At 71.1% G+C, this 26,877-nt stretch carries 30 protein-coding genes; 14 read left to right on the forward strand and 16 right to left on the reverse strand.

All coding sequences use genetic code 11. The annotated features are described in order from the left end of the window. The first annotated feature begins 28 nt into the window (after window positions 1–28). Together F4559_RS16330 and F4559_RS16335 are read left to right on the forward strand one after the other, a co-directional pair. Complete coding sequence (locus tag F4559_RS16330) at window positions 29–289, forward strand: helix-turn-helix domain-containing protein (protein ID WP_184669673.1); 261 nt, start codon at window positions 29–31, stop codon at window positions 287–289. A gap of 43 nt (window positions 290–332) precedes the next feature. Continuing rightward, entirely contained in the window at window positions 333–908 is a 576-nt protein-coding gene (locus F4559_RS16335) for a class I SAM-dependent methyltransferase (protein ID WP_312865680.1), read from the forward strand. Here the strand turns inward: F4559_RS16335 and pip are convergent. Beyond that, window positions 901–1,842 carry a prolyl aminopeptidase gene (pip, locus tag F4559_RS16340; RefSeq protein WP_184669677.1) on the reverse strand — a complete coding sequence of 314 codons (942 nt, stop codon included), beginning with the start codon at window positions 1,840–1,842 and terminating at the stop codon, window positions 901–903. The genes F4559_RS16335 and pip overlap by 8 nt on opposite strands. A gap of 98 nt (window positions 1,843–1,940) precedes the next feature. On the opposite strand from pip, the gene F4559_RS16345 reads away from it, so the two are divergent. From F4559_RS16345 to ku, 4 genes are all read left to right on the forward strand, one after another. After that, entirely contained in the window at window positions 1,941–2,735 is a 795-nt protein-coding gene (locus F4559_RS16345; RefSeq protein WP_184669679.1) for an MOSC domain-containing protein, read from the forward strand. Between the two features lie 219 nt (window positions 2,736–2,954). Next, entirely contained in the window at window positions 2,955–3,554 is a 600-nt protein-coding gene (locus F4559_RS16350) for a hypothetical protein (RefSeq protein ID WP_184669681.1), read from the forward strand. A 715-nt stretch (window positions 3,555–4,269) separates the two neighbouring features. Then, a complete protein-coding gene (locus F4559_RS16355) occupies window positions 4,270–5,241 on the forward strand; it encodes a tyrosine-type recombinase/integrase (protein ID WP_184669683.1) in 972 nt (323 codons plus the stop codon). Between the two features lie 61 nt (window positions 5,242–5,302). Beyond that, entirely contained in the window at window positions 5,303–6,112 is an 810-nt protein-coding gene (gene ku / locus F4559_RS16360) for a non-homologous end joining protein Ku (protein WP_184669685.1), read from the forward strand. Window positions 6,113–6,147: 35 nt separating this feature from the next. Here ku and F4559_RS16365 read toward each other — a convergent pair whose 3' ends face one another. From F4559_RS16365 to F4559_RS16385, 5 genes are all read right to left on the reverse strand, one after another. Then, window positions 6,148–6,540 (reverse strand): hypothetical protein, encoded by a 393-nt coding sequence (locus F4559_RS16365; RefSeq protein WP_184669686.1) that lies wholly within the window; start codon window positions 6,538–6,540, stop codon window positions 6,148–6,150. 88 nt (window positions 6,541–6,628) lie between these two features. Beyond that, a complete protein-coding gene (locus F4559_RS16370) occupies window positions 6,629–6,829 on the reverse strand; it encodes a hypothetical protein (protein WP_184669687.1) in 201 nt (66 codons plus the stop codon). Window positions 6,830–6,927: 98 nt separating this feature from the next. Further along, a complete protein-coding gene (locus tag F4559_RS16375) occupies window positions 6,928–7,353 on the reverse strand; it encodes an I66 family serine proteinase inhibitor (protein WP_184669688.1) in 426 nt (141 codons plus the stop codon). 199 nt (window positions 7,354–7,552) lie between these two features. Continuing rightward, entirely contained in the window at window positions 7,553–11,452 is a 3,900-nt protein-coding gene (gene hrpA / locus F4559_RS16380) for an ATP-dependent RNA helicase HrpA (protein ID WP_184669689.1), read from the reverse strand. A 352-nt stretch (window positions 11,453–11,804) separates the two neighbouring features. Continuing rightward, complete coding sequence (locus F4559_RS16385) at window positions 11,805–11,960, reverse strand: hypothetical protein (protein WP_184669690.1); 156 nt, start codon at window positions 11,958–11,960, stop codon at window positions 11,805–11,807. A gap of 282 nt (window positions 11,961–12,242) precedes the next feature. Here F4559_RS16385 and F4559_RS16390 point away from each other — a divergent pair, with 282 nt between their 5' ends. Beyond that, window positions 12,243–12,545 (forward strand): hypothetical protein, encoded by a 303-nt coding sequence (locus F4559_RS16390; protein WP_184669692.1) that lies wholly within the window; start codon window positions 12,243–12,245, stop codon window positions 12,543–12,545. 3 nt (window positions 12,546–12,548) lie between these two features. Here the strand turns inward: F4559_RS16390 and F4559_RS16395 are convergent, their stop codons facing one another. The 3 genes from F4559_RS16395 to F4559_RS16405 all read right to left on the reverse strand — a co-directional run bounded on the left by F4559_RS16395 (window position 12,549) and on the right by F4559_RS16405 (window position 14,845). Beyond that, window positions 12,549–13,271 carry an isocitrate lyase/PEP mutase family protein gene (locus F4559_RS16395; RefSeq protein ID WP_184669693.1) on the reverse strand — a complete coding sequence of 241 codons (723 nt, stop codon included), beginning with the start codon at window positions 13,269–13,271 and terminating at the stop codon, window positions 12,549–12,551. An 87-nt stretch (window positions 13,272–13,358) separates the two neighbouring features. Next, window positions 13,359–13,886: a sugar O-acetyltransferase gene (locus tag F4559_RS16400; RefSeq protein ID WP_184675866.1), complete on the reverse strand. Its 528-nt coding sequence runs from the start codon at window positions 13,884–13,886 to the stop codon at window positions 13,359–13,361. A 35-nt stretch (window positions 13,887–13,921) separates the two neighbouring features. Further along, a complete protein-coding gene (locus tag F4559_RS16405) occupies window positions 13,922–14,845 on the reverse strand; it encodes a phosphotransferase family protein (protein WP_184669694.1) in 924 nt (307 codons plus the stop codon). A 471-nt stretch (window positions 14,846–15,316) separates the two neighbouring features. Here F4559_RS16405 and F4559_RS35105 point away from each other — a divergent pair, with 471 nt between their 5' ends. Beyond that, window positions 15,317–16,291: a hypothetical protein gene (locus tag F4559_RS35105; protein WP_184669695.1), complete on the forward strand. Its 975-nt coding sequence runs from the start codon at window positions 15,317–15,319 to the stop codon at window positions 16,289–16,291. Next, window positions 16,288–17,007 (forward strand): MBL fold metallo-hydrolase, encoded by a 720-nt coding sequence (locus F4559_RS35110; RefSeq protein ID WP_184669696.1) that lies wholly within the window; start codon window positions 16,288–16,290, stop codon window positions 17,005–17,007. Before F4559_RS35105 ends, F4559_RS35110 begins: the two co-directional genes overlap by 4 nt. Here the strand turns inward: F4559_RS35110 and F4559_RS16420 are convergent. Together F4559_RS16420 and F4559_RS16425 are read right to left on the reverse strand one after the other, a co-directional pair. Next, window positions 16,986–17,252, reverse strand: coding sequence for a hypothetical protein (locus tag F4559_RS16420; protein WP_184669697.1), 267 nt, complete (start codon window positions 17,250–17,252; stop codon window positions 16,986–16,988). The two genes, F4559_RS35110 and F4559_RS16420, sit on opposite strands and share 22 nt — an antisense overlap. A gap of 236 nt (window positions 17,253–17,488) precedes the next feature. Next, a complete protein-coding gene (locus F4559_RS16425; RefSeq protein ID WP_184669698.1) occupies window positions 17,489–17,791 on the reverse strand; it encodes an ArsR/SmtB family transcription factor in 303 nt (100 codons plus the stop codon). 424 nt (window positions 17,792–18,215) lie between these two features. On the opposite strand from F4559_RS16425, the gene F4559_RS16430 reads away from it, so the two are divergent. Beyond that, a complete protein-coding gene (locus tag F4559_RS16430; RefSeq protein ID WP_184669700.1) occupies window positions 18,216–19,676 on the forward strand; it encodes a M4 family metallopeptidase in 1,461 nt (486 codons plus the stop codon). A 60-nt stretch (window positions 19,677–19,736) separates the two neighbouring features. Here F4559_RS16430 and F4559_RS16435 read toward each other — a convergent pair whose 3' ends face one another. From F4559_RS16435 to F4559_RS16450, 4 genes are read right to left on the reverse strand one after another with little or no spacing between them, the layout of a single operon-like run. Then, window positions 19,737–20,225 (reverse strand): hypothetical protein, encoded by a 489-nt coding sequence (locus tag F4559_RS16435; RefSeq protein WP_184669702.1) that lies wholly within the window; start codon window positions 20,223–20,225, stop codon window positions 19,737–19,739. Between the two features lie 3 nt (window positions 20,226–20,228). Next, a complete protein-coding gene (locus tag F4559_RS16440) occupies window positions 20,229–20,915 on the reverse strand; it encodes a histidine phosphatase family protein (protein WP_184669704.1) in 687 nt (228 codons plus the stop codon). 9 nt (window positions 20,916–20,924) lie between these two features. Then, window positions 20,925–21,749, reverse strand: a complete 825-nt coding sequence (locus F4559_RS16445) for an undecaprenyl-diphosphate phosphatase (RefSeq protein ID WP_184669706.1) — start codon at window positions 21,747–21,749, stop codon at window positions 20,925–20,927. Next, a complete protein-coding gene (locus F4559_RS16450; protein ID WP_184669708.1) occupies window positions 21,746–22,795 on the reverse strand; it encodes an LLM class F420-dependent oxidoreductase in 1,050 nt (349 codons plus the stop codon). Before F4559_RS16450 ends, F4559_RS16445 begins: the two co-directional genes overlap by 4 nt. Before the next feature lie 123 nt (window positions 22,796–22,918). On the opposite strand from F4559_RS16450, the gene F4559_RS16455 reads away from it, so the two are divergent. Then, entirely contained in the window at window positions 22,919–23,884 is a 966-nt protein-coding gene (locus F4559_RS16455; protein WP_184669710.1) for an aldo/keto reductase, read from the forward strand. An 88-nt stretch (window positions 23,885–23,972) separates the two neighbouring features. On the opposite strand, the gene F4559_RS16460 is transcribed toward F4559_RS16455, so the two are convergent. Next, window positions 23,973–25,034, reverse strand: a complete 1,062-nt coding sequence (locus F4559_RS16460) for a M48 family metalloprotease (protein ID WP_184669712.1) — start codon at window positions 25,032–25,034, stop codon at window positions 23,973–23,975. 168 nt (window positions 25,035–25,202) lie between these two features. On the opposite strand from F4559_RS16460, the gene F4559_RS16465 reads away from it, so the two are divergent. The 3 genes from F4559_RS16465 (at window position 25,203) to F4559_RS16475 (ending at window position 26,865) form a co-directional block, all read left to right on the forward strand. Continuing rightward, on the forward strand, window positions 25,203–26,159 hold the full coding sequence (locus F4559_RS16465) for a YncE family protein (RefSeq protein WP_184669714.1): 957 nt from the start codon (window positions 25,203–25,205) through the stop codon (window positions 26,157–26,159). Further along, window positions 26,156–26,368, forward strand: a complete 213-nt coding sequence (locus tag F4559_RS16470; RefSeq protein WP_184669716.1) for a DUF5703 family protein — start codon at window positions 26,156–26,158, stop codon at window positions 26,366–26,368. Before F4559_RS16465 ends, F4559_RS16470 begins: the two co-directional genes overlap by 4 nt. A gap of 110 nt (window positions 26,369–26,478) precedes the next feature. After that, window positions 26,479–26,865, forward strand: coding sequence for a hypothetical protein (locus tag F4559_RS16475; RefSeq protein ID WP_184669718.1), 387 nt, complete (start codon window positions 26,479–26,481; stop codon window positions 26,863–26,865). The last annotated feature ends 12 nt before the right edge of the window (window positions 26,866–26,877 follow it).

The raw sequence follows: 26,877 nt of genomic DNA on the forward strand, positions 1-26,877 counted from the left end.
TACCTATACCGGTATTAGTATCACACCCATGGTCCGACAACCCCTCACCCAAGCCGACCACGACCGCGGCGAACACCTCGGCCGACTCCTCCGCCAAGCCCGCGGCGACCGCAGCATGACCGACACCGCCCACGCCGCCGGCATCTCCGTCGAAACCCTCCGCAAAATCGAACGCGGACGCATCCCCACCCCCGCCTTCTTCACCGTCGCCGCCCTCGCCGCCGCCGTCGGCCTCTCCCTCGACGACCTCAACCGCCACCTCAACGACCGCCGACAACCAGCAGCCTGACGTGCACGAACACCTCCTCCACGCACACACCACCCTCCAAACCGTGCCCCACGTCCCCGAAATCCACCTCCACACCGGCGACGACATCACCACCCTCTGGGAACACACACACCACCCCGACCCACCCTTCTGGGCCTACCCCTGGGCCGGCGGCCAAGCCCTCGCCCGCCACCTCCTCGACCACCCCCACCACGTCACCGGACACCACGTCCTCGACCTCGCCACCGGCTCCGGACTCGTCGCCATCGCCGCCGCCCTCGCCGGCGCCACCACCGTCACCGCCAACGACATCGACCCCCACGCCGCCACCGCCACCCGCCTCAACGCCCACGCCAACCACGTCACCCTCACCGTCGACCTGCGCGACCTGCTCGACACCGAACCCCACCACGACGTCGTCCTCGCCGGAGACGTCTTCTACGACCAGACCATGGCCGACCGCGTCCTGCCCTACCTGCGCCGCGCCCACACCTCAGGCGCCCTCGTCCTCGCCGGCGACCCCCACCGCCACCACCGCCCCCGCACCGGCTTCACCACCATCGCCCGCCACGACGTCCCCGTACACCCCGCCCTCGAAGGCAGCCACCACCGCGCCACCGCCGTCCTGCGCGCTACCTGAACCCGTCCGTCGCCGCCACCACCGCCTCGACCATCCCCGGATCACCCGCCGAATGCGACGCACCGGGAACCACCACCAACTCCGCCGCCGGCCACCCCCGCGCCAACTCCCACGCCGTCACCAACGGCCCCTGCAAATCCAACCGGCCATGCACCATCACCCCCGGAATCCCCTGGATCCGATGCAACCTGCCGAACACCTCGCCATCCGCCAACCACGCCTTACGCGCGAAGTAATGCGCCGTGATCCGCGCGAACCCCATCCGCCACCGCGCATCCGCGAACCGCGGCCCCGGATCGTAATCCGGTTCCAACGACACGATCGACGACTCCCAATCGGTCCAATCCGCCGCCGCCCGCTCCCGCACCACCGGATCCGGATCGTTCAACAACCGGTCGTACGCCGCCACCAGATCCACCGAACCCACCGGCGCACCCGCCCGAAAACGCGACCACTCCTCCGGGAACAACCGCCCCAACCCGTGGTACAGCCACTCCAACTCGTCGTACCGACCCGACGTCACCGCCACCAACACGATCTCCGACACCCGCTCCGGGAACGACTCCGCGTAATGCAACCCCAACGTCGAACCCCACGAACCCCCGAACACCATCCACCGACCCACACCCAGGTGCTCCCGCAACAACTCGATGTCCCGCACCAGATGCGCCGTCGTGTTCACCGACATGTCCGTACCGAAATCCGCCGCATGCGGCGTACTCCGCCCACACCCACGCTGGTCGAACAACACGATCCGATACGCCGCCGGATCGAACACCCGCCGCGACGACGCCGAAACACCCGTACCCGGACCACCGTGCAACACCACCACCGGCTTACCCGCCGGATTCCCGCACGTCTCCCAGTACACAAGGTTGCCGTCACCCACGTCCAACAATCCGTGCTCGTACGGCTCGATCTCCGGATACACCATCCCCCCATCCGACCACGGGGGAGCACCCCACAACACCCACCGACCACCCCACCCGCACTTCGACTAGCGTCGACACCGCACAAGACCAAGGGGGAGCGGTGCCACGAATCACCAGACTGACCACCTACCCGGTCAAAGGCTGCGCCGGCGTCGACCTCACCACCACCACGCTCACCACCGCCGGACTCCGACACGACCGCGACTACATGGTCACCAGCCCCGACGGCACCTTCCGCACCCAACGCACCGACCCGACCCTCGCCCTCATCACACCCACCGCCGACGACACCGGCCTCACCCTCACCGCACCCGACGCGGGGGAGACCCGCATACCCCACGACCCCACCGCACCACGCCGCACCGTCACCCTCTTCGGCGTCCACTACGAAGCCCTCGACCAAGGCGACGAAGCAGCCGACTGGCTCACCCACGTCCTGCGCACACCCAGCCGCCTCGTCCGCGTCCCACCCGACCACCACCGCATCACCGCCGGCCTCACCCCCGGAACCTGCGGCTTCGCCGACAGCGGCGCCGTCCACATCCTCTCCACCGCCACCCTCGACCACCTCAACAGCCGACTCGACACACCCCTGGGCATGGACCGCTTCCGCCCCAACATCGTCATCGACTGGACCGAACCCCACACCGAGGACACCACCCGCCGCCTCGTCATCGCCGACACCGAACTCGCCTACGCCAAACCCGCCGTGCGCTGCGCCGTCACCCTCGTCGACCAACACACCGGCACCCGAGCCGGACCCGAACCACTGCGCACCCTCGCCCGCTACCGACGCGACCCCGACGGCGGCGTCACCTTCGGCACCAAGTTCTCCGTACTGCGCACCGGAAACCTGACAGTGGGGGACACCGTCCACGTACCCGCGTACGCCTGACAAAACCGGCCGAAAGAAACGGGGAAAGACGCCGACACCGGATCGTGTCCGAAATGGACGGCCGCAGCCGTAACGGCACATCCCAAGATCGCGACACCCCCATCGCGCCATCCGCGCAGGTCAGAACTACCGCCGGTACCGCGCCGACGACACCGCGCACACCTCCGCGCCGCGGCGACGTCGTGCCTCGAAGCCGAAATGACAGGAACGAGAACGCACATGCACCCCCTCAGGAATTCCCTTGCCATCGCGACGTGCCTGCTCACGGCCGTCGCCCTGACGGCCTGCGGCACCACGGACACGCCCAAGACGACCGGCGGACCGTCGACCACGAGCCCGGCATCGGCCACCGTCCTGGCACAGGGGGAGATCCCGGGTTCCGCGGCGGCGTCCGCCACCGCCGCACCGGTCACCGGCACGTCCGTCGCGGCCACCCCGACGGGACGGTTGAAGTACGGCGAGTCGATGGGCTACGCCCTGCCCGAGACGAAGGACTGGGACACCGCCCTGGAGGTCCGGGTCACCGACCTGGCCGCGACCAGGGGCGAACCGGCCGGGACGTTCGAGATCGGCATCGCCAACCGGACCGGCAGCCCGTTCGACCTCGCGGGGCTCCAGGTCCGCGCGGTGTCCGACGGCAAGACCGTGGCCGAGCTGAAGCGGGACCCGGGCAACGAGGCGCTGTTCAAGACCCTGGCGAGCCCGGCGGTCGTGACCGGGTCGATCACGTTGCCCGTCGAGGCCGGGAAGGTGGAGATCTGGGTGCAGCCGTCGCCGACCGCCACGGAGATCACGAGCTGGAGCACGAACGGGAGCTGATCGGCGTGAGCGCGTCCTGTCCGCCGCGGTGGGCGACGGGCAGGACGCCGGGTCCGGCGACCCGGAGGAGGTCTTACTTAACATAATGTAGATTATCGGCAATACGGCGCCCTGCGGAAACAGGCCCGAGCGACCCCTTGAGGCGTCGACGTCGACACGCGTCGCCCTACGCCTGACGGCCGCGACTCACCGCGCGACTCATCGACCCGGTCCACACGCCGTTCGTCCGCGCCGCGCGTCACACGCACGCGTCGGTGTCACGACGGCGTGCGCGGCTCGGCGTTCGTGGACATCGCGCCGCACATCGGCACGCAGACCGGCCGACATGCCGTCGCGTCCCGTCGCGACGGGAGCATCCCCTGGTTCGCCGCCGGACCCGCGGCGACCCGGCCCTCGATCCGCTCCGACCGATATTTGATGGATAATCGGCATTATCCATCAAACCGTGTGCGCACAAGGGAATCGCGGAGACCCACCCGGCGAAATCGAGGCGGCCGCACCGTCATCCTCACACGGCGGACGTCGGCGTGCGCGGCGATTCGGGTTTCGTGTCGGCCGTGCGCGCCCCGTGTCGCGTTGTCGGCGTCGTGCGTCCCGCGTAAGGCCCACTCCCCTCCTCCGCGCCCGCACGGGTCCGGGTGAAGACCCGACCTGTCCCCCGCTCCACCCGGGTGGCGGCGGAAAACTGTCGGTGGGGTGCGCTAGGAAGATCCACATGGATGTGCTCGCCGCCCAGGAGTCGTTCTTCCTCGCCCGCCGTCCGCGCAAGGACTCCCCGCACACGACGGCGGCCTACCGGCGGGATCTGGCCGGGGTGACGGCGATCCTGGCCGAGGTCGCCGAGGTGTCGGCGGCGGAGTTGACGATCGGGCACCTGTCGTCGGCCAATCTCCGGGCGGCGTTCGGGGTGTTCGCGGACTCGCACGCGAAGAGTTCGGTGTTGCGGGCGTGGTCGACGTGGAACCAGTTCCTGACGTTCTGCGTCGCGGAGGACCTGGTGCCGGGTAATCCGATGGGTGCGGTGGCGCGGCCGAAGACCCCTCCCCTGGTGCCCAAGCCGTTGCGGGGTGAGGACACGCCGGAGTTGTTGTTGGAGGCGGTGGCGGGTGGGGCGCGGCGGGCGCGTGATCCGTGGCCGGAGCGGGACGTGCTGGTGGTGGCGTTGGGTCTGGTGGCGGGGTTGCGGTCGGCGGAGATGCGGGGGTTGACGCTGGCGTCGGTGGTGGGGCGGCCGGGCGAGCGGCGGTTGCACGTGGTGGGCAAGGGGAATCGGGACCGTTCGGTGCCGATCGAGCCGGCGATGGACCGGATCGTGGAGGGGTATCTGGCGTCGTGTCGGCGGCGGTTTCCGCGGGCGCGGTTCGATCGGGGTTCGGCGTTGTTGCGTGATCGGCACGGTGAGCCGATCGGGCGGGGTGGGTTGGAGTACCTGGTGCGGTCGTGTTTCCGGTGGGCGGGGTTGCACGACCGGGTGCCGTCGGGTGCGAATCTTCATGCTTTGCGGCATACGTTCGCGACGCGGTTGGCGGAGGACGGGGCGTCGGCGTCGGAGATCATGGCGTTGTTGGGGCATGCGTCGTTGGCGACGTCGCAGAATTACATCGAGGCGACGGCGCGGGAGCGGCGGGCGGCGGTGGCGGGTAGTCGGACGTACGTGTCGTTGGGGCGGTTGCCGGATGGTAGGTAGGTGTCGTTCGTTCGGGTGAGTTCGTCGTGCGGTGTGGGGTTTGTGGGGGTACGCACGGCGTATGAGGTCCGTGTGGCGTGGGGCGATCTCGTTCGGGCTGGTGACGATCGGTGTGCGGTTGTTCACGGCGTCGGAGGAGCATGATTTCCGGTTCCACCAGGTGCACCGTGAGGACGGTGGGCGGGTCCGTTATCGGCGGGTGTGCCAGGTGTGCGGGTCGGAGGTGGCGTTCGCGGACATCGCGAAGGGTTACGAGTTGGACGACGGTCGCATGGTGGTGATGTCGGACGATGATTTCCGGGCGTTGCCGGTGAATACGGATCATGCGATCGACGTGGTGGAGTTCGTGCCCGCGGTGGAGGTCGATCCGATCTATTTCCAGCGTTCTTATTATTTGGAGCCGGACAAGGCGGCGGCGCGGCCTTATGTGTTGTTGCGGTCGGTGTTGGCGGAGTCGGGCCGGTTGGCGGTGGTGAAGATCACGATCCGGCAGCGGGAGTCGTTGGCGGTGTTGCGGGCACGGGCGGACGTGTTGGTGTTGCACACGATGTTGTGGCCGGATGAGATCCGTCGGCCGGAGTTCGATTTTCTGGGTTCGGGGGTGGAGGTTCGGCCGCAGGAGTTGCGGATGGCGTCGTCGTTGGTGGAGAGCATGGCGGGGTCGTTCGCGCCGGAGTCGTTTTCGGATGATTACACGGTGGCGTTGCGTCGGGTGATCGAGGCGAAGGCGGAGGGTGCGGAGTTGCCGGTGGCGCCGGTGGAGGAGCCGGCAGGTGAGGTGATCGATCTGATGACGGCGTTGGAGCGGAGTGTGGAGCAGGCGCGGTCGGCGCGGGGGAAGTCGGGGAAGAAGAAGGCGAAGCCGGCGTAGGGGGTCGCGGCCCACTGTCGGGGTGGGCTGCGGGGTCAGTCTTGGAGGGTGACGGTGATGCTGAATACGGTGCCGGTCACCTGGTAGGTGGCGGTGGGTCCGTTCTTGCAGTATTTGACGGATCGGCCGTGGTCGATGCCGGGTTTGCCGACGACGTCGATACTGGGGTGGATTCGGGTGTGTTTTTTGGGTTCGTAGGACCGGAAGTCGATGGTGCGGCTGCTGGTGATGGGGAAATGGTCGGTGCGGGCGGTGGATTTCATGTCGCCGTCTTGGTCGCGGTAGCGGCCGTAGAAGGACAGTACGACGGCGGCCGAGTTGATCACGGAGATTTTTTCGTAGCAGTTGTCGGCGGCGGCGGGTGTGGCGGTGAGCACGCCGGTGATTGCCGGGATGATCGTGGCGGTGGCGATCGCGCGGGTGATCATGTGTTTTCCTCCGTCGGTCCGGGTCTCCCCATGCTAGGCCGGTGATTGGCGGGGAATGTTCTCGTTGTGGTGAGAAAATTGTCCGGATTCACCGGGCGGTATCGCGCGTTCGCCTTTTCGGGGGACACCTGCGGAGGAGTTCGGTGGCGGTGCGTGTCAGGTGGCGGGCGGTGGCGAGTACGGGGATCGCGGTGGCGGTGAGGGCGGCGCCGAGCGGGGTGTCGGGGGCGAGGATGGCGCGGACGGTCTTCATGGCGAGGGTGAGGACGTGGGCGCCGCGGATGCGCATGGCGGTTTCGTAGCGGCTGATGGCGCCGGGGAGGGCGGTGGTGGAGCCGGCGGGGTTGGTGGAGGCGTGTGGTCGGTTGGCGCGGTGGTGGTGTGCTGCTAGTCGTCGGTCTTCTTGATGACGTAGGTGACGGGGGCGAAGGTTTCGGGGACGGCGACGAGGTGGGGTGTGTAGGAGCCGTCGGGGACGACCTGCCAGCCGTTGATCGCGGTGGTGATGGTGACGACGGTGGTGTCGGTGGTGTCGGTGGTCTGGTCGACGGGGTGGGCGTGCCAGAGTTCGTTGTCGGGGTGGGTGGGCGGTTCGGTCGGGAAGACGATGAGCGGGCGGACGGTGACGGGTGCCCAGGGTTCGACTTCGTCGAGTGCCCAGCCGTTGGCGGTGCCGTCCTGTTCGATGAGGAGGGCTTGGCGCCGTTCGTCGCGGGTGATCTTCCAGCGGGTGGCGTGGGCGGGGTCGCCGAGGGTGATTTTGCCGTCGTGTTCGACGAGTGCGCCGCCTTGGGTGGCTTCGATGGTGTACACGCTGCCTGAGGGTGCCGGCGTCTGGGCGTGTACGGGTGTGAGGGCGAGGGCGGCGGTCGCGAGGGTCGTGAGTGTGTTCACCGCGGGGCCTTCCGGTCGTGGTGCCGCCGGGGTGGCGGCGCCCGCTCGGGGAAGGTGCCTCGGTGGGGTGTGGGCCATGCGTGGCCGGGTGGTGGTGTACCCGATCGTGGTGCGTGGCTCAGCGGGGTACGGCGTCGAGGGCTTTGAAGATGCGTTTGTCGGAGACGGTGTAGCGGGTGCCGATGGTCTGGGCGAAGTAGCTGAGCCGGAGTTCTTCGATCATCCAGCGGATGTCGTCGAGGGCGTCCTGGGGTTCGTCGGCGGGCAGGGTGGCGCGTAGTTCGCGGTATTCGGCGTGGACGCGGTGGACGTCGTCCATGCGGTCCTGGTCGCGGCGGACGTTCTCGCGGAGTTTCTCCAGGCGGCGGGAGATGCCTTGGAGGTAGCGGTGGACGTCGGCGAGTCGGTGTGTGCCGGTGGCGGTGACGAAGCCGGGGTGGACGAGGCCGGTGAGTTGGGCGCGGATGTCGGCGAGGGATTCGTCGTAGGCGGGGCCGGTGACGGTGTCGAGGGCGAGTTCGACCTGGTGGGCGGCGTCGAGGATCTTGCGGACGGCGCGGACGGTGTCGAACACGGTGTCGCCGAGGTGGGTGCGGACGTGGTCGGTGAGCGCGGTGAAGGCTTTTTCGGTCCACACGGGGGCGCCGACGTCGCGCATGAGCTGGTCGACGGCGGCGGCGATGCAGTCGGCGAGCAGGGGTGCGACGCCGCCGTGGGGGTTGCGGGTGAGGGTGAGTTTTTCGGCGTTGGTCAGGCCGCGTTGGAGGAGTTTGACCGGTGAGGGCACGGTGAGCAGGAGGAGCCGTCGGGTGCCTTTCCACATGGCGGCCTGTTGGCGGCCGGGGGTGTCGAGGATTTCGACGGCGACGGTGGTGCCTTTGTCGACGAGGGCGGGGTAGGCGGTGACGACGATGCCGGATTGTTCTTCGTGGACGGTTTTGGGCAGGGTGCCGACGGTCCAGGCGGTGAGGCCGGTGCGGGCGAGGCTGGAGGCGGCGGCGGCGAGGGTTTCGCGCAGGCGGCCTTGGAGGGTGCGTTTGAGGGCGCCGAGGTCTTTGCCGGTGGCGAGTTCGCGGTCGTTCTCGTCGACGACGCGGAAGGTGAGTTTGAGGTGGTCTGGTACCTGGTCGAGGTGCCAGTCGGCGCGGTCGACGGTGATGCCGGTGGCGGTGCGCAGTTCGCGTTCGAGCGCGGGTAGGAGCGGTTCGTCCTCGGTGATGCGGGTGAGGACGGCGGTGGCGACGTCGGGTACGGGGACGAAGTTGCGGCGTACGGGTTTGGGCAGGGAGCGCAGGAGGGCGACGACGAGGTCGTGGCGCAGGCCGGGGATCTGCCAGGACAGGGAGTCGTCGGGGAGGGTGGTGAGGGCGGGCAGCGGGAGGCGGACGGTGACGCCGTCGGTGCGTTCGCCGGGTTCGAAGCGGTAGGTCAGGGGCAGGGTGAGGCCGCCGCGGCGCAGTTCGTCGGGGTAGGCGTCGGGGGTGATGTCGACGCGGTCGTGGACGAGCATGTCGCGGTCGAAGGTGAGCAGGTCGGGTGTGGTGTGCCGGGTTTTCTTCCACCAGGTGTCGAAGTGGCGGGTGGAGACGATGTCGGCGGGGACGCGGTGGTCGTAGAAGTCGTAGAGGGTTTCGTCGTCGACGACGATGTCGCGGCGGCGGGCGCGGTTCTCGAGTTCGGCGACTTCGGCGAGGAGTTCGCGGTTGTGGTGGAAGAACTTGTGGTGGGTGGTCCACTCCCCTTGGACGAGGGCGTGGCGCAGGAACAGTTCGCGGGAGGCGACGGGGTCGATCCGCCCGTAGTTGATCTTGCGGGAGGTGACGAGGGGGACGCCGTGGAGGGTGACGCGTTCGAGGGCGGTGACGGCGCCGCGTTTGGCGTCCCAGTGGGGTTCGCTGTAGGTGCGTTTGACGAGGTGTTCGCCGAGGCGTTCGGCCCATTCGGGTTCGATGCGGGCGACGGTGCGGCCCCACAGCCGGGTGGTCTCGACGAGTTCGGCGGCCATGACCCATTGGGGTGGTGCCTTGAACAGGGCCGAGCCGGGGAAGACGGCGAATTTGGCGTTGCGGGCGCCGAGGTATTCGGTGACCTGGCGTTTTCCGGCGTCGCGTTTGGGGACGTCCTTGAGGCCGATGTGGGACAGCAGGCCGGACAGCAGTGAGACGTGGACGGAGCGCGGGTCGGCGGGGTCGTCGTTGACGTGCACGCCGAGGGTCTTGGCGACCTGGCGCAGTTGGGTGTAGACGTCCTGCCATTCGCGGACGCGCAGGTAGTTGAGGAAGTCGGTGCGGCACAGGCGGCGGAACTGGTTGGAGGACAGCTCTTTCTGCTTCTCGCGCACGTACTGCCACAGGTTGACCAGCGCCAGGAAGTCCGAGGTGGGGTCGGTGAACCGGGCGTGTTTCTCGTCGGCGGCCTGTTGTTTGTCGGAGGGGCGTTCGCGCGGGTCCTGGATGGACAGGGCGGCGGCGATGACCATGACCTCGCGGACGCAGCCGTTGCGGTCGGCTTCGACGACCATGCGGGCCAGGCGCGGGTCGACGGGCAGTTGGGCGAGTTTGCGGCCCAGCGGGGTGAGTTCCCGGTCGGCGGCGATGGCGCCGAGTTCCTGGAGGAGTTGGACGCCGTCGGTGACGTTGCGGGCGTCGGGCGGGTCGATGAACGGGAACGCGGCGACGTCGCCCAGGCCGATGGAGGTCATCTGGAGGATGACCGAGGCGAGGTTGGTGCGCAGGATTTCCGGGTCGGTGAACTCGGGGCGGGCGAGGAAGTCGTCCTCGGTGTAGAGGCGGACGCAGATGCCTTCGGACACGCGTCCGCAGCGGCCTTTGCGCTGGTTGGCGGAGGCCTGCGACACGGGTTCGATGGGCAGCCGTTGGACTTTGAGCCGGTGGCTGTAGCGGGAGACGCGGGCGGTGCCGGGGTCGACGACGTACTTGATGCCGGGCACGGTCAGCGAGGTCTCGGCGACGTTGGTGGCGAGGACGACGCGGCGTCCGGTGTGGGGTTGGAAGACGCGGTGCTGCTCCCCCGACGACAGTCGGGCGTAGAGCGGCACGATCTCGGTGTGGCGCAGGTCGAGGGCGCCCAGCGCGTCGGCGGTGTCGCGGATCTCGCGTTCGCCGGACAGGAACACGAGGATGTCGCCGGGGCCTTCGGCCTGGAGTTCGCGGACGGCGTCGCAGATGGCCTGGGTCTGGTCGCGGTCCGGGTCGGCCTCGGTGTCGTCGGGGTCGACGATCGGCCGGTAGCGGACCTCGACGGGGAAGGTGCGGCCGGAGACCTCGACGATCGGCGCGTCGGCGAAGTGCCGGGAGAACCGCTGGGGGTCGATCGTGGCGGAGGTGATGACGACCTTGAGGTCGGGTCGGCGGGGCAGCAGCTGCTTGAGGTAGCCGAGGAGGAAGTCGACGTTGAGGCTGCGTTCGTGCGCTTCGTCGATGATGATCGTGTCGTAGCGCGACAGCGTCCGGTCGGTCTGGAGTTCGGCGAGCAGGATGCCGTCGGTCATGAGTTTGACGAGGGTGTCGTCGCCGGACTGGTCGGTGAACCGGACCTTGTAGCCGACGGCGGAGCCCAGCGGGGTGCCGAGTTCGTGGGCGACGCGTTCGGCGACGGTGCGGGCGGCGAGCCGGCGCGGTTGGGTGTGGCCGATCTGGCCCACCACTCCCCTGCCGAGTTCGAGGCAGATCTTGGGCAGCTGGGTGGTCTTGCCCGAGCCGGTCTCGCCGGCGACGATCACGACCTGGTGGTCGCGGATGGCCTGGGCGATGTCGTCGCGGCGGGCGCTGACCGGCAGCTCGGCCGGGTAGGTGATCTTGGGCACGGCCTCGCGGCGCAGGGCGACGCGCAGTTCGGCGCGGTCGAGGTCCTGGGCGATCTCGGCGAGGACGGCGGCGCGTGCGGAGGTGTCGCGCACCCGGCGGGCGCCGTCGAGTCGGCGGCCGAGCCGACGCTGGTCCCGCGACATCAGTCCGGTCAGGCGTTCGCGCAGGTCAGCGTGCTGGGTGGTGTCCATACTGCACTCAGGATATCGGGGTGCCCGGTGCCGGGCTCCCGAATATCCCCCCGGTCGCGGCGGTCGGTGCCCTGGACCGTCCGAGTGAGTCCGGTGCCGGTGCCGAAATGTCCGGCCGGTCCGACGCGACGCCACGGGCGGGGGCGGGTCGGAGGGAGGCGTGGTGGACGTCAAGCTCATGACCGGCCTGGCCGCGATCGCCGCGTCGACGGTGTCCGGGGTGGTGCCAGGTGCCGCCGCGCAGTTCGTCGCGGTGATCGTCGCCCACCTGGACGGCGCCGGGTTCGAGCGGGACGTCCGGAAGGCGCCGGCCGGTCTCCGGCAGGAGGTGGGCCGGGTCGGCCCGGCAGACCTACCGGCACCACATGGGCGCGGGCGGCCGGATCCTGCGCGACGTCGGGTTGTACGCGCCCGCCTCGCGGTACGGGCAGGTCGAGAACGCGAAGTCGGGGTTCCGGCACGCCGCCGCCGTCGCCACGCAGCTGGGCAGCCCCGATCTGGTGATCACGGCGGAACTGGCCCCTCGCCGGCTGTTGGTGCCTGCAGGGCGATCAGCGGGGCGTGGCGGCCACGCTGGGCGACGTCCTCGAGGTCGCCGAGACCGACGTGCTGCTCGGCGACCGGGCGGTGGTCGACCGCTACCGGCACGTGCTGGGGCTGTGCCGGGCGTTCGGCGTGATTCCCGCGGCCTCGACGATCCCGATCGACCCGGCTGGGCGCGGCGCTCACCGCGCACGCCCCGCTCGGCGCGTGGGCGGACCTGTGGGACCTGTACCTGCTGGTCACGGCGGTGGGTCACGGGGCGGCGACCGCGCGGTTCGTCAACCGGACCACGGCCACGACGACCGTGTGGCTCCGGCCGCTGACCGAGCGGGCCCTGCCGTCCGCCCGGCTGATCGACATCGTGGACGGCGCCCCGGTCACCGACATGTACGACGTCGGCCCGGGCGCGGACGTGCTGCTGGAGTTGCGGCTGATCCGCCCGGCGAAGGCCCGGCTCGCCGTGACCGTCCGCCTGCCGGTGTCGTGGGGCCGGCCGGGCGGTCAGGTCGGCCCGTCGGTCGCGTTCCTGTTGCCCGCACCGGTCCGGTAGTCGCTACAGTCCCCCGCCGCCGTGCACGCCCGCGACCACGGCGGCCAGGTGTGCCATGACCTCGCGGTGCAGGAACGGTCCCAGGCTCACCCGGGCGACGCCCAGCGCGGCGAGTCCGGCGGGCGGGGTCGTGCCGGGCCGGTGCAGCACGTTGACGGGCGCGTCGACGGCGCGCACGAAGTCGGCGATCCGGTCGTGGTCGAGGAAGATCGGGTACACGCTGTCGGCGCCGGCCGCGAGGTAGGCGCGGGCCCGGTCGACGGCGGTGTCGTAGTCGCGGGCGTCGGTGCGCGCGTTGATCACCAGGTCGGGGTCGGCGGCGCGCACGGCGGCCAGGAATCCGGCCTGCCGGTCGACGTCGGCGAGCCCGCGGGTGGCGGGGTCGGTGTCCTCGAGGTTGCAGCCGACGGCGCCGGCTTCGGCGAGCAGGCCGACGAGTTCGTCCGGGGAGAGCCGGTAGCCGCGTTCGACGTCGGCGGTGACGGGCACGTCGACCGCGCGGGCCACGCGGGCGACGGCGGCGAACGCCTCGCGGACCGGCATGTCCTCGCCGTCGGCGTAGCCCAGGGAGGCGGACACGGCGGCGCTGGCGGTGGCGACGGCGGGGAAGCCGGCGCCGGCGACGGCACGGGCGGACGCCGCGTCCCACACGTTCGGCAGCACCACCGGGTCGCCGGGGACGTGCAGGGCGCGCAGCAGCTTCGCCCGGTCGGTTCGACTGGTCATGGCACGGACTCTAGGTCGCGGTCCGGGGTCGGGCGAAGGTCCATTTCGCGGTCGCCGTCCTGGTCCACCCGGATCAGGAGGCGCGGATCAGAGGGCGCGGATCACGCGGGCCGGGTTGCCGGCCGCGAACACCCGGTCGGGCAGGTCGCGGATCACGACGCTGCCCGCGCCGACCACGGTGTCGGCGCCGACGGTGACGCCGGGGCAGACGATCACCCCGACGCCGAGCCACGCGTTGGCGCCGATGGTCACCGGCGCGGCGCGTTCCCAGCCGGCCTTGCGCCGGTCGTGGTCCTCGACCGGGTGCAGGGCGGTCACCAGCCGCACGTCGGGCCCGAGGCGGGCGTGGTCGCCGATGGTGATCGCGGCGTCGTCCATGAACAGCGCGTCGGTGTTGACGAAGCAGTGCGCGCCCAGCGTGATCTGCGTGCCGTAGCTGCACCGGAACCGGGGCAGTACGACCGCGCCGGGTCCGACGTGGGCGAACAGTCCGGCCATGAGCGGGCGGCGGGCGTCGTCGTCCGCGGTGGCGTTGAACCGGTCCAGCAGGCGCCGGCAGCGGTCGCGTGCCCCGACCAGGTCGGGTCCGTCCAGGTACCAGTCGCCGCGTGTCATGCGCTCCATGGGGTCCATGGGATCCATGATCCGGATCAGGGCAGCAGCGCGAGCGCGGCCTCCAGGTTGCGCTCGGCGATGAACAGCATCGCGGCGCGGTCCGGGAAGTCGCCGTCGAGCAGGCGCAACGGCCCGGCCACCAGGTTCAGGTGCAGGGACAGCGAGTAGAGGGCGAGCCGGTCGGGGTCGAGGCCGGGGCGTGCCAGTGGCGGGTAGTGGTCGCGGAAGCGCAGCCGCAGGAAGACGTGCTCCCACTCGACGTCGAAGTGCATCAACCCCTCGATGTCGATGAGCACGGGCCGGTCGTCGGCGTCGAGCAGCACGTGGTCGGGGCCGAGTTCGCCGTGGATCAACCCGACCTGGGAGCGGGGTGCGACGCGGTCGCGCAGTTCCGCGAGGCGGTGGGCGAACCGGTCGCGCGCGGCGGCGATCCGGTCGTCCCGGCGGGCCGCCTCGGCGAGGTCGTCCAGCGCCCGGTCGTACACGCGTTGTTCGCAGGCGATGTCCGGGGTGCGGTCGAGCCGGTCGACCCGGCCGCAGCGGGGCGCGTGGTCGGCGTGCATCGCGTCCAACGCCCGGCCCAGTTCGGCGACCGCCGCCGCGCCGCGCCCGGGGTCGCGGGCGAGCAGGGCCTCCAGCGTGCCGCCGGTGACGTCCTCGACGACGGCCCACTCGGCGCCGTCGGTGTCGAGCACGCGCGGCACGCGCACCCCGAGGCGGTCGAGGCGGCGCCACGCGGCCAGGAAGAGTTCCGGTCCGCTCGCCGGTCCCAACGGGTCGGTGTCGTCGACGTCGCCCGCGTCGGGCCAGTAGTTCTCCTCGGCGGTCCACCGGTAGACGATCACGCTCGACGGGCCCGGCCCGTCGAGCGCCACCCGGTACACGCCCTTCTTCGAGCCGCCGCGCAGACGTTCGACACCGGTGGTCCGACGATCTTGGAAGACGGTTCCCGACAGCATCCGCGCGACGATACCGTGATCATGGTCCACGCCCGCGCACCAGGAACAAGGAGCGCACCAGGGTCGACGGCAGGGCGCCCGTCGCGAACACCCCCGGGCGGGGGGGCGCGGGGGGACCGGCCGTCCGGGGGTGCGTCGGCCGCGAGCGCGACGACCGACGCGCGGGAATCGGCGCGGTGCCGACCGGGGAACGCACAGCGGGCGCGGCCGACTCCCCGCCGGGTCGACGCCACCGCCGCCGTTCCGCTCCCCCGCCGAGGACGACGCCGACCTCGTGCACCGGTCGCCCGACGACGCCCTGCCCCCGACGGACACCGAAGCTGCAGTAGCACCGCGGCGCCCGGTCGGCCAAGGTGGGACACCGCACCCCGAAAACGCCCCGGAGCGAACCGACCGATGCGCCGACCCCGACCACCCGCCGGCACCGGACCGCCCTGATGTGTCGGGGGACCCGTCGAGGGAGAAGATCCGTTGTTCCGACCCGTGCCGGTACCCGCGCTGCCACCGAGCACCGCGCTGGCCGACCTCACCGCCACCGGCGACGACCACGCCTGGCTCGCCGGCACCACCGGCGTGTTCACCAGCCGCCCGTCCGCGCCGTTGATCCTGCGCTGGACCGGCACCGCCTGGCGGGTCGAGGACCTGCCCGGCATCGCCGCCGCCGCCAGCCTCGCCGGCATCAGCGCCACCGGACCCGACGACGTGTGGGCCGTCGGCAACAGCGCCGGTCGGCCCCTCGTGCTGCACTGGGACGGCACCCGCTGGCACCTGCGCACCCCGCCCGCCATCCCCTGGGCCAAGGCCGTGCTCGCCCTGGCCCCCGACGACGTCCACGTCGTCGGCGCCGGACCCGACGTCCTGCACTGGGACGGCACCGACTGGCACCGGACCGCCGTGCTGTCGTCGGACCGCGAAGGACTCCAGACCGTCACCGCCACCGGACCCGACGACATCTGGGCCGGCGGCGCGGGACTGGCGGGTGTCGGACCCGCGACCTACGAGTACCCGGTGCTCGTCCGCCGCACGGCCACCGGCTGGCACGAGGTCCGCGGCCCCCACGTCGACCACGGCCACGTCACCCGGCTCGCCGTCGCCACCCCCGAGGACGTGTGGCTCGCCCACGTCCACGGCTCCGACGGCCTGGCCGTGCACCGGTGGGACGGCGAACGCTGGCGGCCCGCGCCGCTGCCGGCCGAGAGCGGACGGCTGAGCCTGCACGGCGTCGCCGCCGGGTGGACGTGGGGCGTGCGCACCACCCGGCACAGCTTCGAGACCCACCCCGCCTTCCACCGCTGGACCGGCACCGCGTGGCAGGACGTGCCGCTGCCCGACAGCCTCGCCCGCACCCCCGCCTCCCACGTCGGCCTGGCCACCGCCGGGGACACCACGTGGGCCTACCTCAAGACCGCGGCCGGCGTGCACGTGCTGCGTCATACTGGACCGTGACCTTCGGCGTGACCGTGCTCGGCACCGCGACTCCCCACCCGCGCCCCGACCGGCCGTGTTCCGGATACCTGCTGCACACCGCCGCCACGCGGATCTGGGTCGACGCCGGCACCGGCACCCTCGCCGAACTCCAACGGCACACCGCGCTCGCCGACGTCGACGCGATCTGGATCTCCCACACCCACGCAGACCACGCCGCCGACCTGCTTCCCGCCTACTACGCGCTGCTCTTCGCCGGACTGCCCCCGCACCGGCCGACCCTGCTCGGCCCACCCGGACTCGCCCACCGGCTGGAGACCTTCCTCGCCTCCACCGGCCCCAACCCCGCCGACGCGGCGTTCGACGTGCGCGAACTCCACGACGGCGCCCGGTTCGACGTCGGCGACCTCAGCCTGCGCACCGCGGCCGTCGACCACGGCGTGCCCGCGTTCGGGCTGCGCGCCGCGCACGACGGCCGGGTGTTCGCGTACTCCGGCGACACCGCGCCCTGCCCCGCCCTCGACGCGCTCGCCGACGGCGCGGACCTGTTCCTGTGCGAGGCCGACGGCGGCGGACCCGACCACTGCGCGCCCGAGGACGCCGCCCGTGCCGGGCGCGGCGCGGGCGGACTGCTGATCACCCACGTCGGACCGGGCCTGACCGAGGCGGAAGCGGCCGAACGCGCCGCCGCTCCGGTGGCCCGTACCGGCGTCACCTACCCGATCGGGTCGTCGTGATCACGCTCGGCGCGACCGTCCTGGACCGCGCCCGCGCCACGCCCACCGGGCGGCCTGTCGTCGTCGACACCCCGGCCGCACCACCGACCCGTCCTTCCGGGCCGACCCCGACCACCGGCGACGAGCCGCGCATGACCGCGCACCCGGACGTCGGCCACGACGCGGCGGGCGGCCACGACCGTTGCCTCCGCGGCACCCTCGCCGACCACCACTGCCGCGCCGGCTCCCCGGACGATCCCGTTCACGCTGTACACCCACTGCGGCATCGCGGAAACGCGCGTGGAGGACCGCTACTACGAGGCCGACCCGCCCCTGGTCGTCTCCCCCGCCGGACCGCCGGCGGACTGGGGCGACCCCGGACCAGCCCGGCACGATGACCTTCGAGTCCGACACCGCGATGGTCTTCCGGGACGATCTGGGCCACGAGATCCGCTTCCGGCCGCGGCCCGGCGCCACGGGGTTCCTCCGGATCCGCCAGTGACTACCCCAACGCGCTGGTGACCGAGTCCAGCAACCCGGGGAACCGGCGTTGCATCTCGTCGCGGCGCAGTTCGTGACGGCGGAAGCTGCCGTGCGGCGTCACCCGCAGCACGCCGGCCTCGCGCAGGACCTTCAGGTGGTGCGACAGCGTCGACATGCTCACCGGCACGTCGAACTGTCCGCACACGATCCCGCCCGACCGGGTCAACTCGGCCACGATCCGCAACCTCACGGGATCGGCGAGCGCGTTCAGCACCGCGGCGAGCTGGATCTCTCCCACGTCCGGGTGTTGTAGAGCGCGCATGACTCCGGATCGTAGCGGCCATCGTCAAGCACGGAATTCTGTCGACACTGAAATATTCGAACGAATAAACAGGTCCGACGAAATGGGACAACGCTGTCACGACGTATCGGAGCGTGACGCCGTCCGCACTCAGCGTCGTTAACTGTAAACACAGCACCCACCGTCGACGTGGGCCGGACGGCGCAGCGCATTACCCCCGGAGTATATCGCCCGCGAAAGTTCCCCCGCCGTTCCCCTGTCCGTTGAGCTGCGGATATGTCGTCGGATCCGACGAACGCTCACCCCCCTGACCTGCGACGGCCACGATCGGCGGCACCGCAGTTCCCACCCGCTCGGGGTTGTTTACGCGGTGATCCACGCCCATACGATCGAGCCCACTTGGTCGCCCGCCCCGGCCACCTGCACCGGACACACAGGAGCGCCCATGAAACGCCACCTCGGTTATGCCGCGGCTCTCGCGGCGATCGCGCTCGTCGCGGCCAACAGTCCGACCGCGACCGCGGCACCGGCGTCCCTCGCCCAGCAGCTCTCCCTGGGCTCCCAGGAACGCCTCGTCGTCGTCGACGTCGTTCCCGGCGCCGACGGCTCGGAGCACGTCCGCTACGACCGCACCTACCGCGGCCTGCCGGTCGTCGGCGGCGACCTCGTCGTCCACCGCGCCCGCGACGGCAAGGTCAAGGACGTCGTCCGCGCCACCGACGCCAAGCTCGACCTGAAGACCACCACCCCGGCGTTCACCGCCGCGGGCGGTCGCCTGGTCGTGTTCGCCGTCGACCGCACGCCGACCCTGGCGTGGGAGACGGTCACCACCGGGGTCAAGGCCGACCAGACCCCGACCGAACTGCACGTCTACACCGACGCCGCCACCGGCGCCGAGCTGCTGCGCTACGACGCCGTCATGCACGTCGAAGGCTCCGGCGTGAGCACCTACAGCGGCACAGTCGCGTTGGAGACCACCCAGTCCGGCAGCACCTACCAGCTCAAGGACCCCAAGCGGGGCAACCAGCAGGTCAACAACCTCAACAACTCCACCAGCGGCGGCACGCTGTTCACCGACGCCGACAACAAGTGGGGCAACGGCAAGCCCAGCGACAAGGCCACGGCCGGCGTCGACGCCGCGTACGGCGCCGCCCAGACCTGGGACTACTACAAGGCCGTCCACGGCCGCAACGGCATCCGCAACGACGGCGTGGGCGCGCTGAGCAAGGTCCACTACGGCAACAACTACGTCAACGCGTTCTGGACCGACAGCTGCTTCTGCATGACCTACGGCGACGGCTCCGGCAACTCCAAGCCGCTGACCTCGCTCGACGTGGCCGCGCACGAGATGACCCACGGCGTCACGTCGGTGACCGCGCGCCTGGTGTACTCCGGCGAGTCCGGCGGCCTCAACGAGGCCACCAGCGACATCTTCGCCGCCGCGGTCGAGTTCGCGGGCAACAACCCGGCCGACGTCGGCGACTACCTGGTCGGCGAGAAGGTCGACATCCGCAACAACGGCACGCCGCTGCGCTACATGGACAAGCCGTCCAAGGACGGCAGCTCGCACGACAACTGGTCCACCAACACCGCCCGCGTGGACGTGCACTACTCCTCGGGTGTGGGCAACCACTTCTTCTACCTGCTGTCCGAGGGCAGCGGCGCGAAGACGATCAACGGCGTGTCCTACAACTCCCCCACCTCCGACGGCCAGTCGGTGACCGGCATCGGCCGCGACAAGGCCGAGAAGATCTGGTATCGGGCGCTGACCACCAAGTTCACCTCGACCACCAAGTACTCCAACGCCCGGACCGGCACGCTCGCCGCCGCGTCCGAGCTGTACGGCGCCAACAGCGCCGAGTACGCCGCGGTCAACCGCGCCTGGGTGGCCGTGAACGTGAAGTAGCCGTCCGACTCCGCAAGCCGTGGCCTCCCGGACCACCCTGCCCGGTCCGGGAGGCCACTTTCACGAACCGAGCATGTCGAAGTGGAAGCCGACGACGAACGCCGCCAGGCTCGCGGTCCGGATCGCCGTCACCACCCGGTCGTGCAGGTACAGCCAGGTCAGGAACCGGGGCAGCAGGTGGTTGACCGCCGCGAGGGCGGGCACGGAGGCGACCAGGGCGATCGCCAGGATCCCCAGCGGTCCGGAGTCCAGCCGCAGCACGACCCCGACGAGCACGAGGACGAACAGCCCGCCGAACACGATCACGCCGCGCCGCGCCGCCCGGCGGTCGACGCGCCACCGGTCGAGGTGGCCGCCCGCGACCCGGCGTTCGACCGAGGCGACGATCCGTTCGGGCCCGATGATGTCGACCACCAGCACCAGGCCGGCCAGGAACGCCATGAGCTTGCCGATCCTGGCCCACCAGAGGACCTTCACGCCCCACAGCACGGCGTCCTTGAGCGTGGGATCGCCGGCGGCCCACCGGGTCCACGCCTCCCACCAGCCCATGTCCTAGGCGCCGGTCGTGCCGCCGACCACCGCGTCCGACGAGGACGGTTTCTCCTCGGGCGGGACCACGCCGGACAGGTCGCCGCCGTTGTCGTTGAGCCGCAGGACGAACGGCCGGGTCTCGGTGTACCGGACGACCGACACCGACGCCGGGTCCACGACGATGCGCTGGAACCCGTCCAGGTGCACGCCCAACGCGTCGGCGAGCAGGGCCTTGATCACGTCGCCGTGGCTGCACGCCACCCACACCGCGCGCGGCCCGTGCTCGGCGGTGATCCGCGCGTCGTGCGCCCGGATCGCGGCGACCGCCCGGGTCTGCACCGACGCCAGTCCCTCGCCGCCGGGGAACACCGCGGCCGACGGGTGCTGCTGGACGACCCGCCACAGCGGTTCCTGCGCCAGCTCCTTCAACGCGCCGCCGGTCCAGTCGCCGTAGTCGACCTCGGCCAGGTCCGGCTCGACCACCGGCTCCAGTCCCCGTGCGCCCAACAGCGGCGCCAGGGTCTGCCGGCAGCGGTCCAACGGCGAGGTGACCACGGCGTCGACCGGGATGCCCGCCAACCGTCCGACCAGTTCCCCGGCCTGTTCCACGCCCCGGTCGGTCAACCCGACGCCGGGGGCACGACCCGCGAGCACGCCCGATCCGTTGGCGGTCGAGCGGGCGTGTCGCAGCAAGATCACGGTAGCCACGCGACCACTCTAGGTCGGCTTCACCAGGTCCATCGACAGCAGGCCCATGAGCACGATGCCCACGGAGATCCGGTACCAGACGAACGCCGAGTAGCTGTGCTTGGACACGTACCTCAGCAGCCAGGCGATGGTGGCGTAGCCGACCACGAACGCCACGGCCGTGGCCACGATCATCTGCGGCACCGAGGCGGCGTTCGGCTCGGACCGGTCGAGCACGTCCGGGATGCTGAACAGTCCCGCGCCGAACACCGACGGCAGCGCGAGCAGGAACGAGTAGCGGGCGGCGGCGGCCCGGTCCAGGCCCAGGAACAGGCCGGCGGTGAGCGTGCCGCCGGAGCGGGACACGCCGGGGATCAACGCCATCGCCTGCGCCAGGCCCATGCCCACGGCGTCCTTGAGGAACAGCTTGTCGCGGGCCTGCTTGCCGAAGTGGTCGGCCACGCCCAGCACGATGCCGAACACCACGAGCACGGTCGCCGTGATCCACAGGTTGCGCAGCTCGGAGCGGATCTGGTCCTTGAACACGTAGCCGAGGATCGCGATCGGGGCCGAGCCGATGATGACGTACCACGCCATCCGGTAGTCGTCGGTCTTGCGCGCCGCCTTGCTGAACAGCCCCTTGAACCACGCCGAGACGAAGTTGCCGATGTCCTTGGCGAAGTAGATCAGCACGGCCACCTCGGTGCCGAGCTGGGTCACCGCGGTGAACGACGCGCCCGCGTCGTTGCCGAAGAACAATGTCGACACGATGCGCAGGTGCGCCGACGAGGAAATGGGCAGGAATTCCGTCAGCCCTTGGACGAGTCCGAGAACCAGGGCCTGCAACCAGCTCAACTACCCACTCCTGCCAGATCCAGTGCGTCGGTCGCCGTCCGCAGGGCGGCGATCCCTTGCGCGAGATCTTGCAGCATGGGCGAAACGGTGAGCGTGGTGACCCCCGCTTGCGCGAACGCGGCCATCCGGTCGGCGATCCGCTCCTTCGGGCCGAGCAGCGACGTGGCGTCGAGGAACTCGAAGGGCAACGCCGCCATGGCGCCGTCGTAGTCGCGCGCCAGGTAGCGTTCCCGCACTTCGGCGGCCTCGGCGGCGTACCCCATGCGGGAGGCGAGGTCGTTGTAGAAGTTGCGGTCCCGGCTGCCCATGCCGCCGATGTAGAGCGCGGCGTACGGGCGCACGACGTCCGCGCACGCGGCCGGGTCGTCGCCGACCACGAGCGGGACGGTCGGCACGACGTCGAACCCGTCGAGGGTCCGGCCGGCGCGGCGGCGTCCGGTCTCCACGGCGGCCAGGAACTCGCCGGCGCGTTCGGGCGAGAAGAACAGGGCGAGCCAGCCGTCGGCGATCTCGCCCGCGAGTTCGACGTTGCGCGGTCCGATCGCGGCCAGGTAGACGGGGATGTGCTCGCGGACCGGGTGCGCGGTGAGGGTGAGTGCCTTGCCGGGGCCGTCGGGCAGGGGCAGCGTGTAGTACGCGCCGTCGTAGGTGAGGCGTTCGCGGCGCAGGGCGGTGCGCACGACGTCGACGTACTCGCGGGTGCGGGCCAGCGGTTTGTCGAAGCGCACGCCGTGCCAGCCTTCGGACACCTGCGGGCCGGACACGCCCAGGCCGAGCCGGAACCGGCCGCCGGACAGGGTGTCGAGGGTGGCGGCGGTCATCGCGGTCGTGGCCGGGGTGCGGGCCGGGATCTGCATGATCGCGCTGCCCACGTCGACCTTCGTGGTGTGCGCGGCCACCCAGGACAGCACGGTGGGCGCGTCCGAGCCGTACGCCTCCGCCGCCCACACCACGGAGTAGCCGAGCCGGTCGGCCTCCTTCGCCAGTTCGAGGTTGGCGGAATCGTTGCCGGCACCCCAGTACCCGAGGTTCAGTCCCAATCGCACGCGCGTGACCTTACCGACGGGTAACCACCGGCGCCAGGCATTCCGATCACCCCTCACGATTGCGGGTGAACACACCGTGACCGGGACGCGTGCGGATCGCGTTCACCCTTTAGGCTGCGCCACGTGGAACAGCGACACCTGGGCCGCAGCGGCCTGCGCGTCTCCCGCCTGGGCCTGGGCACCATGACCTGGGGCCGGGACACCGACGCCGAGACGGCCGAGGCGCTGCTGATCGCGTTCACCGAGGCCGGCGGCACCCTGGTCGACACCGCCGACGTCTACGTCGAGGGCGAGAGCGAACGCGTCCTGGGCCGCCTGCTCGCCGGGATCGTGCCCCGCGACCAGGTCGTCGTGGCGACCAAGGCCGTGGCCCGCCGCGACGACGGCCCGTTCGGCGGCGGCGCGTCGCGCGGCGCCCTGCTCGCCGCGCTGGAGGGGTCGCTGCGCCGCCTCGACCTGGACCACGTCGACCTGTGGCAGTTGCACGCGTGGGACGCGACCGTGCCGCTCGAGGAGACCCTGTCGGCCGTGGACGCCGCCGTGACCGGCGGAAAGGTCCGCTACGCGGGCGTGTCGAACTACGCGGGCTGGCAACTGGGCACCGCCGCCGCCCTGCCCGGCCACACGCCGATCGTCTCCACGCAGGTCGAGTACTCGCTGCTGGAACGCGGCATCGAGCGCGAGGTGGCACCCGCCGCCGAGCACCACGGCATCGGCCTGCTCCCGTGGGCCCCGTTGGGCCGGGGCGTGCTGACCGGCAAGTACCGCAACGGCACCCCGGCCGACTCGCGCGGCGCGTCGACCCACTACGCCGGCTACGTCGAACAGCACCGCACCGACCGCGCCGCCCGCATCGTGCAGGCCGTCGCCACCGCCGCCGACGGCCTGGGCACCTCCCCGCTGTCCGTGGCCCTGGCCTGGGTCCGCGACCGTCCCGGCGTCGTGGCACCCATCGTCGGTGCCCGCGACGCCACCCAACTGGCCGGCTCCCTGGCCGCGGAGACCCTGACCCTGCCCCCGGCGATCCGCGCCGCACTGGACGACGTGAGCGCGATCGACTTCGGCTACCCCGAACGTCCCTTGGTCTAGCTGGCCACACGCACGGCCGGCAGTGCCCGAACGCACATTTCACGGTGCCTGAACGCACAACTCGCGGTGTCCGAACGCATGACTCGCGCTAGGAGGCGGGCACCCGCACCTGCCGGAACCACTCCGACACCGCGTCCAGCCGATCCTCCAACCACGTCGCCACATCGGCCGCCAGATCCAGCGCCCGCCGCGTCCGGACCCGATCCGACAAATGCTCGACCAAAGCCTGGATCCGCCGCACAGGCGGCGGATGACTCCCCGCGAACGGCACCGCCAGGTCGAACTGCTCGGCCAACCGGTCCGTCATCTCGTGCAGGAACAACGGCAACAACATCGCCCCGACCAGATAGGGCTCGTGCACCTCGACGTCGCGCTGCGTCAGGTCGTCCAACGTGTGCGACATGATCGTCGCCGCAGTCCGGTCCGCCTCGTGCTCACGCGGCCACCCCACCGACAACGAATCCAACGCGCCCACCGGAGTGGTCGGATCGGTCCACCGCCGGGCGTGCACCAGATGCCCGGCCACCACGTGCGAGAGTTCGTGGGCCACCACGAACTGGACGGTCCGCCGGCTCAACGCCCCGACCAACGCCCGACGCTGCCCGGACAGCTCCGGCAGGGCATGCGGTCCGACGGCACCGTTGCCGTACAGGTAGGCGTTGAACATCTCGGTCAACGCCCACGTCGCCTGCTCGCCGGACAACAGCGGCGGCGAGCCGTAGTGCGGCAACGCCCCCGTCATCACCGTCAGGACGTTCGGGACCAGGTCCAGCAGCCCGCTGTCGACCAGGACGAGCACGCCGCGTCCGGGCACGGGCAGGCAGATGCCGTCGAGCGTGCCGGTGGGGAACACCGCGGCGAGCGTGGGCGTGGTCAGCGTCCACCCCGCACGACGCGCCAGGTGCAGCAGTTCCGGGTGCAGGGCGTCGAGGCCGCGCTGCCGGTCGTGCAGTCGCGCGGACCGGTAGGGGCCGGGCCGCCGCCGCAGGTCGAGGAGTCGGTCGAGCCGGGCCGCCGCCGGTTCGGACGCCACCTGCGTCCACGTGTGGTAGCGCGTGTCCGACCGGTCCGCGCCGGGGCGCAGGCCGTCCACCACCCTCCGGTCGCGCAGCAGTGCCACGTGCCTGCGACGCAGGTCCTCCACGGTCATCGCGATACCTCCCTGGGTCCCGTGGCATCGTGGCGAACCCGCGGTGGTGCGGGAGCGTTTATCACCTCCCCGGACCAACGACAACACCCGCCCCCCTGCGTGACGATGGGAAATTCGTGATGGATGCTGGGGGGACGTGTCGCGAACGGGTTACCTGGAGGTCCGACGTTGCGCCGACTGGCGGCGGTTGTGCTCACGGGAGCCGTCGTGCTCACCGGCTGCTCGACCGAGGAGAACCCGGCCGACCCGCTCCAGATCGCCGCGTCGCTGGAACCCGCCCGGCCGGCCGCCTCGCCCGAGGTCTCCGGCGTGCCCGCGGGGACGGTCGTGCCGGTGGGCGCGGCGCGTGACGTGGTCGTGCTCGACGGGGTGGCCGCCGTCGCCGTGACCGATCCGCCGTCGGTGACGTTCCTCGGTACGACGCCGCGCGCGGTGCCGTTGCCCGGACCGGCCGAGCGGTTGGTCGTGGTGACCGGCGCGATCGAGGCCGCGGTGCCGTCGGCGGGGGTGGTCGTGACCGTGCGCGCGGACGGGTCGACGTCGTCGCGCGAGGTCGCGGGCGGTCCGGTGGACGTCGCGGTGGTCGAGGGCCGCACGCTGGTGGCCCGGCGGGACGCGCGTCAGGTCGACGTCGACGGCCGGTCGGTCGGGGGGTTCTCCAGCCCGGACCGGGTGGTGGCGGCCGGTTCCCACGCCGTGGTGCTCGACCGTCCGCGCAGCGCGCTGTTCGACCTGGACCTGTCGGCGACCGGGCCGGGTGCGGGGTTGCGCGCGGGCGAGGGTGCGACGAACGCGGTCGTGGACCGGTTCGGCCGGGTGTTCGTCGTGGACACCCGGGGCGGCGAGCTGCTGGCGTTCTCCACGGCGCCGTTGATCATGCGGTTGCGCTACCCCGTGCCGGGTGCGCCGTACGGGTTGGCCTACGACGGGGCGCGCGACCTGCTGTGGGTGACGCTCACCGACCGCAACGAGGTGGTCGGCTACGACGTGTCCGGCGCGGAGCCGGTCGAGAAGCACCGCTACCCGACCGTGCGTCAACCCGACGCGGTCGCGGTCGACGGGAAGACCGGCCACGTCCACGTCGTGTCCGGTACCGGCCAAGGGATGCAGGTGATCGCACCGTGACCGAAGAGGTGGTCGACGGGGACTGGGAGTACCGGCCGCTGCGCCTGCCGGCCGGCATCTCCCGTCGTACGGCGACGACGCAGCTGGCGATCCACGCCGAGTTCTCGGGTTGGGAGCTGTCCCGGACGCTGCTGTTCGGCGATGGTTCCCGCAAGGTGTGGCTGCGCCGGCGGCGCACGGCCCTCGGGATGCCCGGCCCCATCACCTGACCACCACACCTGTGGTACCACAGGTGTGGTGGCTTCCACCTGGGCTTATTCCGGGATTTGAGTAGTCGTACGGATATCGGCCCGCCTGCCGCGCGACGATCATCACCCGAATGGGGAACCCGTTCGACAGCAGCCTGCGGCACCTGAAGCCGGCACGTCCATCCGCCGTTCGTCGCCACGGGCTGTCGGCCGTCGCGGGCGCGGCGCTGGCCGCCTTCCACTGGGCGTACTTCGAACTGCCCCGGTCGTGGTTCGCCGACGAGACCGGTTTCGGGTGGGCGATGCTCGGCGTGATGATCGCACCGCTCACCTGGATCGCGACCTGGTACGGGCTGTACAAGGCCGGCGTCGCACGTCCCGGGTGGACGGTCCTGCTCGGACTCGCGCTCACCTGGTGCGTCGTCTGGTTCCTCGCCCGGAACGACGCGATGCCGTACTGGGCGGTCATCCCCGTCACCGCGGTCGCCTTCCTGGTCGCGGCGCTGTTCACGTCCTGAGCGACCCCCCTC

This window comes from Saccharothrix violaceirubra (assembly GCF_014203755.1).
GTDB classification, from domain to species: domain Bacteria; phylum Actinomycetota; class Actinomycetes; order Mycobacteriales; family Pseudonocardiaceae; genus Actinosynnema; species Actinosynnema violaceirubrum.

Excerpts from the sequence above, each read along its gene's own strand:
- F4559_RS16330 (WP_184669673.1), top strand. The coding sequence starts at position 29 with ATGGTCCGACAACCCCTCACCCAAGCCGACCACGACCGCGGCGAACAC.
- pip (WP_184669677.1), bottom strand. The coding sequence starts at position 1,842 with ATGGTGTATCCGGAGATCGAGCCGTACGAGCACGGATTGTTGGACGTG.
- F4559_RS16350 (WP_184669681.1), top strand. The coding sequence starts at position 2,955 with ATGCACCCCCTCAGGAATTCCCTTGCCATCGCGACGTGCCTGCTCACG.
- F4559_RS16355 (WP_184669683.1), top strand. The coding sequence starts at position 4,270 with ATGGATGTGCTCGCCGCCCAGGAGTCGTTCTTCCTCGCCCGCCGTCCG.
- ku (WP_184669685.1), top strand. The coding sequence starts at position 5,303 with ATGAGGTCCGTGTGGCGTGGGGCGATCTCGTTCGGGCTGGTGACGATC.
- F4559_RS16365 (WP_184669686.1), bottom strand. The coding sequence starts at position 6,540 with ATGATCACCCGCGCGATCGCCACCGCCACGATCATCCCGGCAATCACC.
- F4559_RS16370 (WP_184669687.1), bottom strand. The coding sequence starts at position 6,829 with ATGCGCATCCGCGGCGCCCACGTCCTCACCCTCGCCATGAAGACCGTC.
- hrpA (WP_184669689.1), bottom strand. The coding sequence starts at position 11,452 with ATGGACACCACCCAGCACGCTGACCTGCGCGAACGCCTGACCGGACTG.
- F4559_RS16395 (WP_184669693.1), bottom strand. The coding sequence starts at position 13,271 with ATGACCAGTCGAACCGACCGGGCGAAGCTGCTGCGCGCCCTGCACGTC.
- F4559_RS16400 (WP_184675866.1), bottom strand. The coding sequence starts at position 13,886 with ATGACACGCGGCGACTGGTACCTGGACGGACCCGACCTGGTCGGGGCA.
- F4559_RS16405 (WP_184669694.1), bottom strand. The coding sequence starts at position 14,845 with ATGCTGTCGGGAACCGTCTTCCAAGATCGTCGGACCACCGGTGTCGAA.
- F4559_RS16425 (WP_184669698.1), bottom strand. The coding sequence starts at position 17,791 with ATGCGCGCTCTACAACACCCGGACGTGGGAGAGATCCAGCTCGCCGCG.
- F4559_RS16430 (WP_184669700.1), top strand. The coding sequence starts at position 18,216 with ATGAAACGCCACCTCGGTTATGCCGCGGCTCTCGCGGCGATCGCGCTC.
- F4559_RS16435 (WP_184669702.1), bottom strand. The coding sequence starts at position 20,225 with ATGGGCTGGTGGGAGGCGTGGACCCGGTGGGCCGCCGGCGATCCCACG.
- F4559_RS16460 (WP_184669712.1), bottom strand. The coding sequence starts at position 25,034 with ATGACCGTGGAGGACCTGCGTCGCAGGCACGTGGCACTGCTGCGCGAC.
- F4559_RS16475 (WP_184669718.1), top strand. The coding sequence starts at position 26,479 with ATGGGGAACCCGTTCGACAGCAGCCTGCGGCACCTGAAGCCGGCACGT.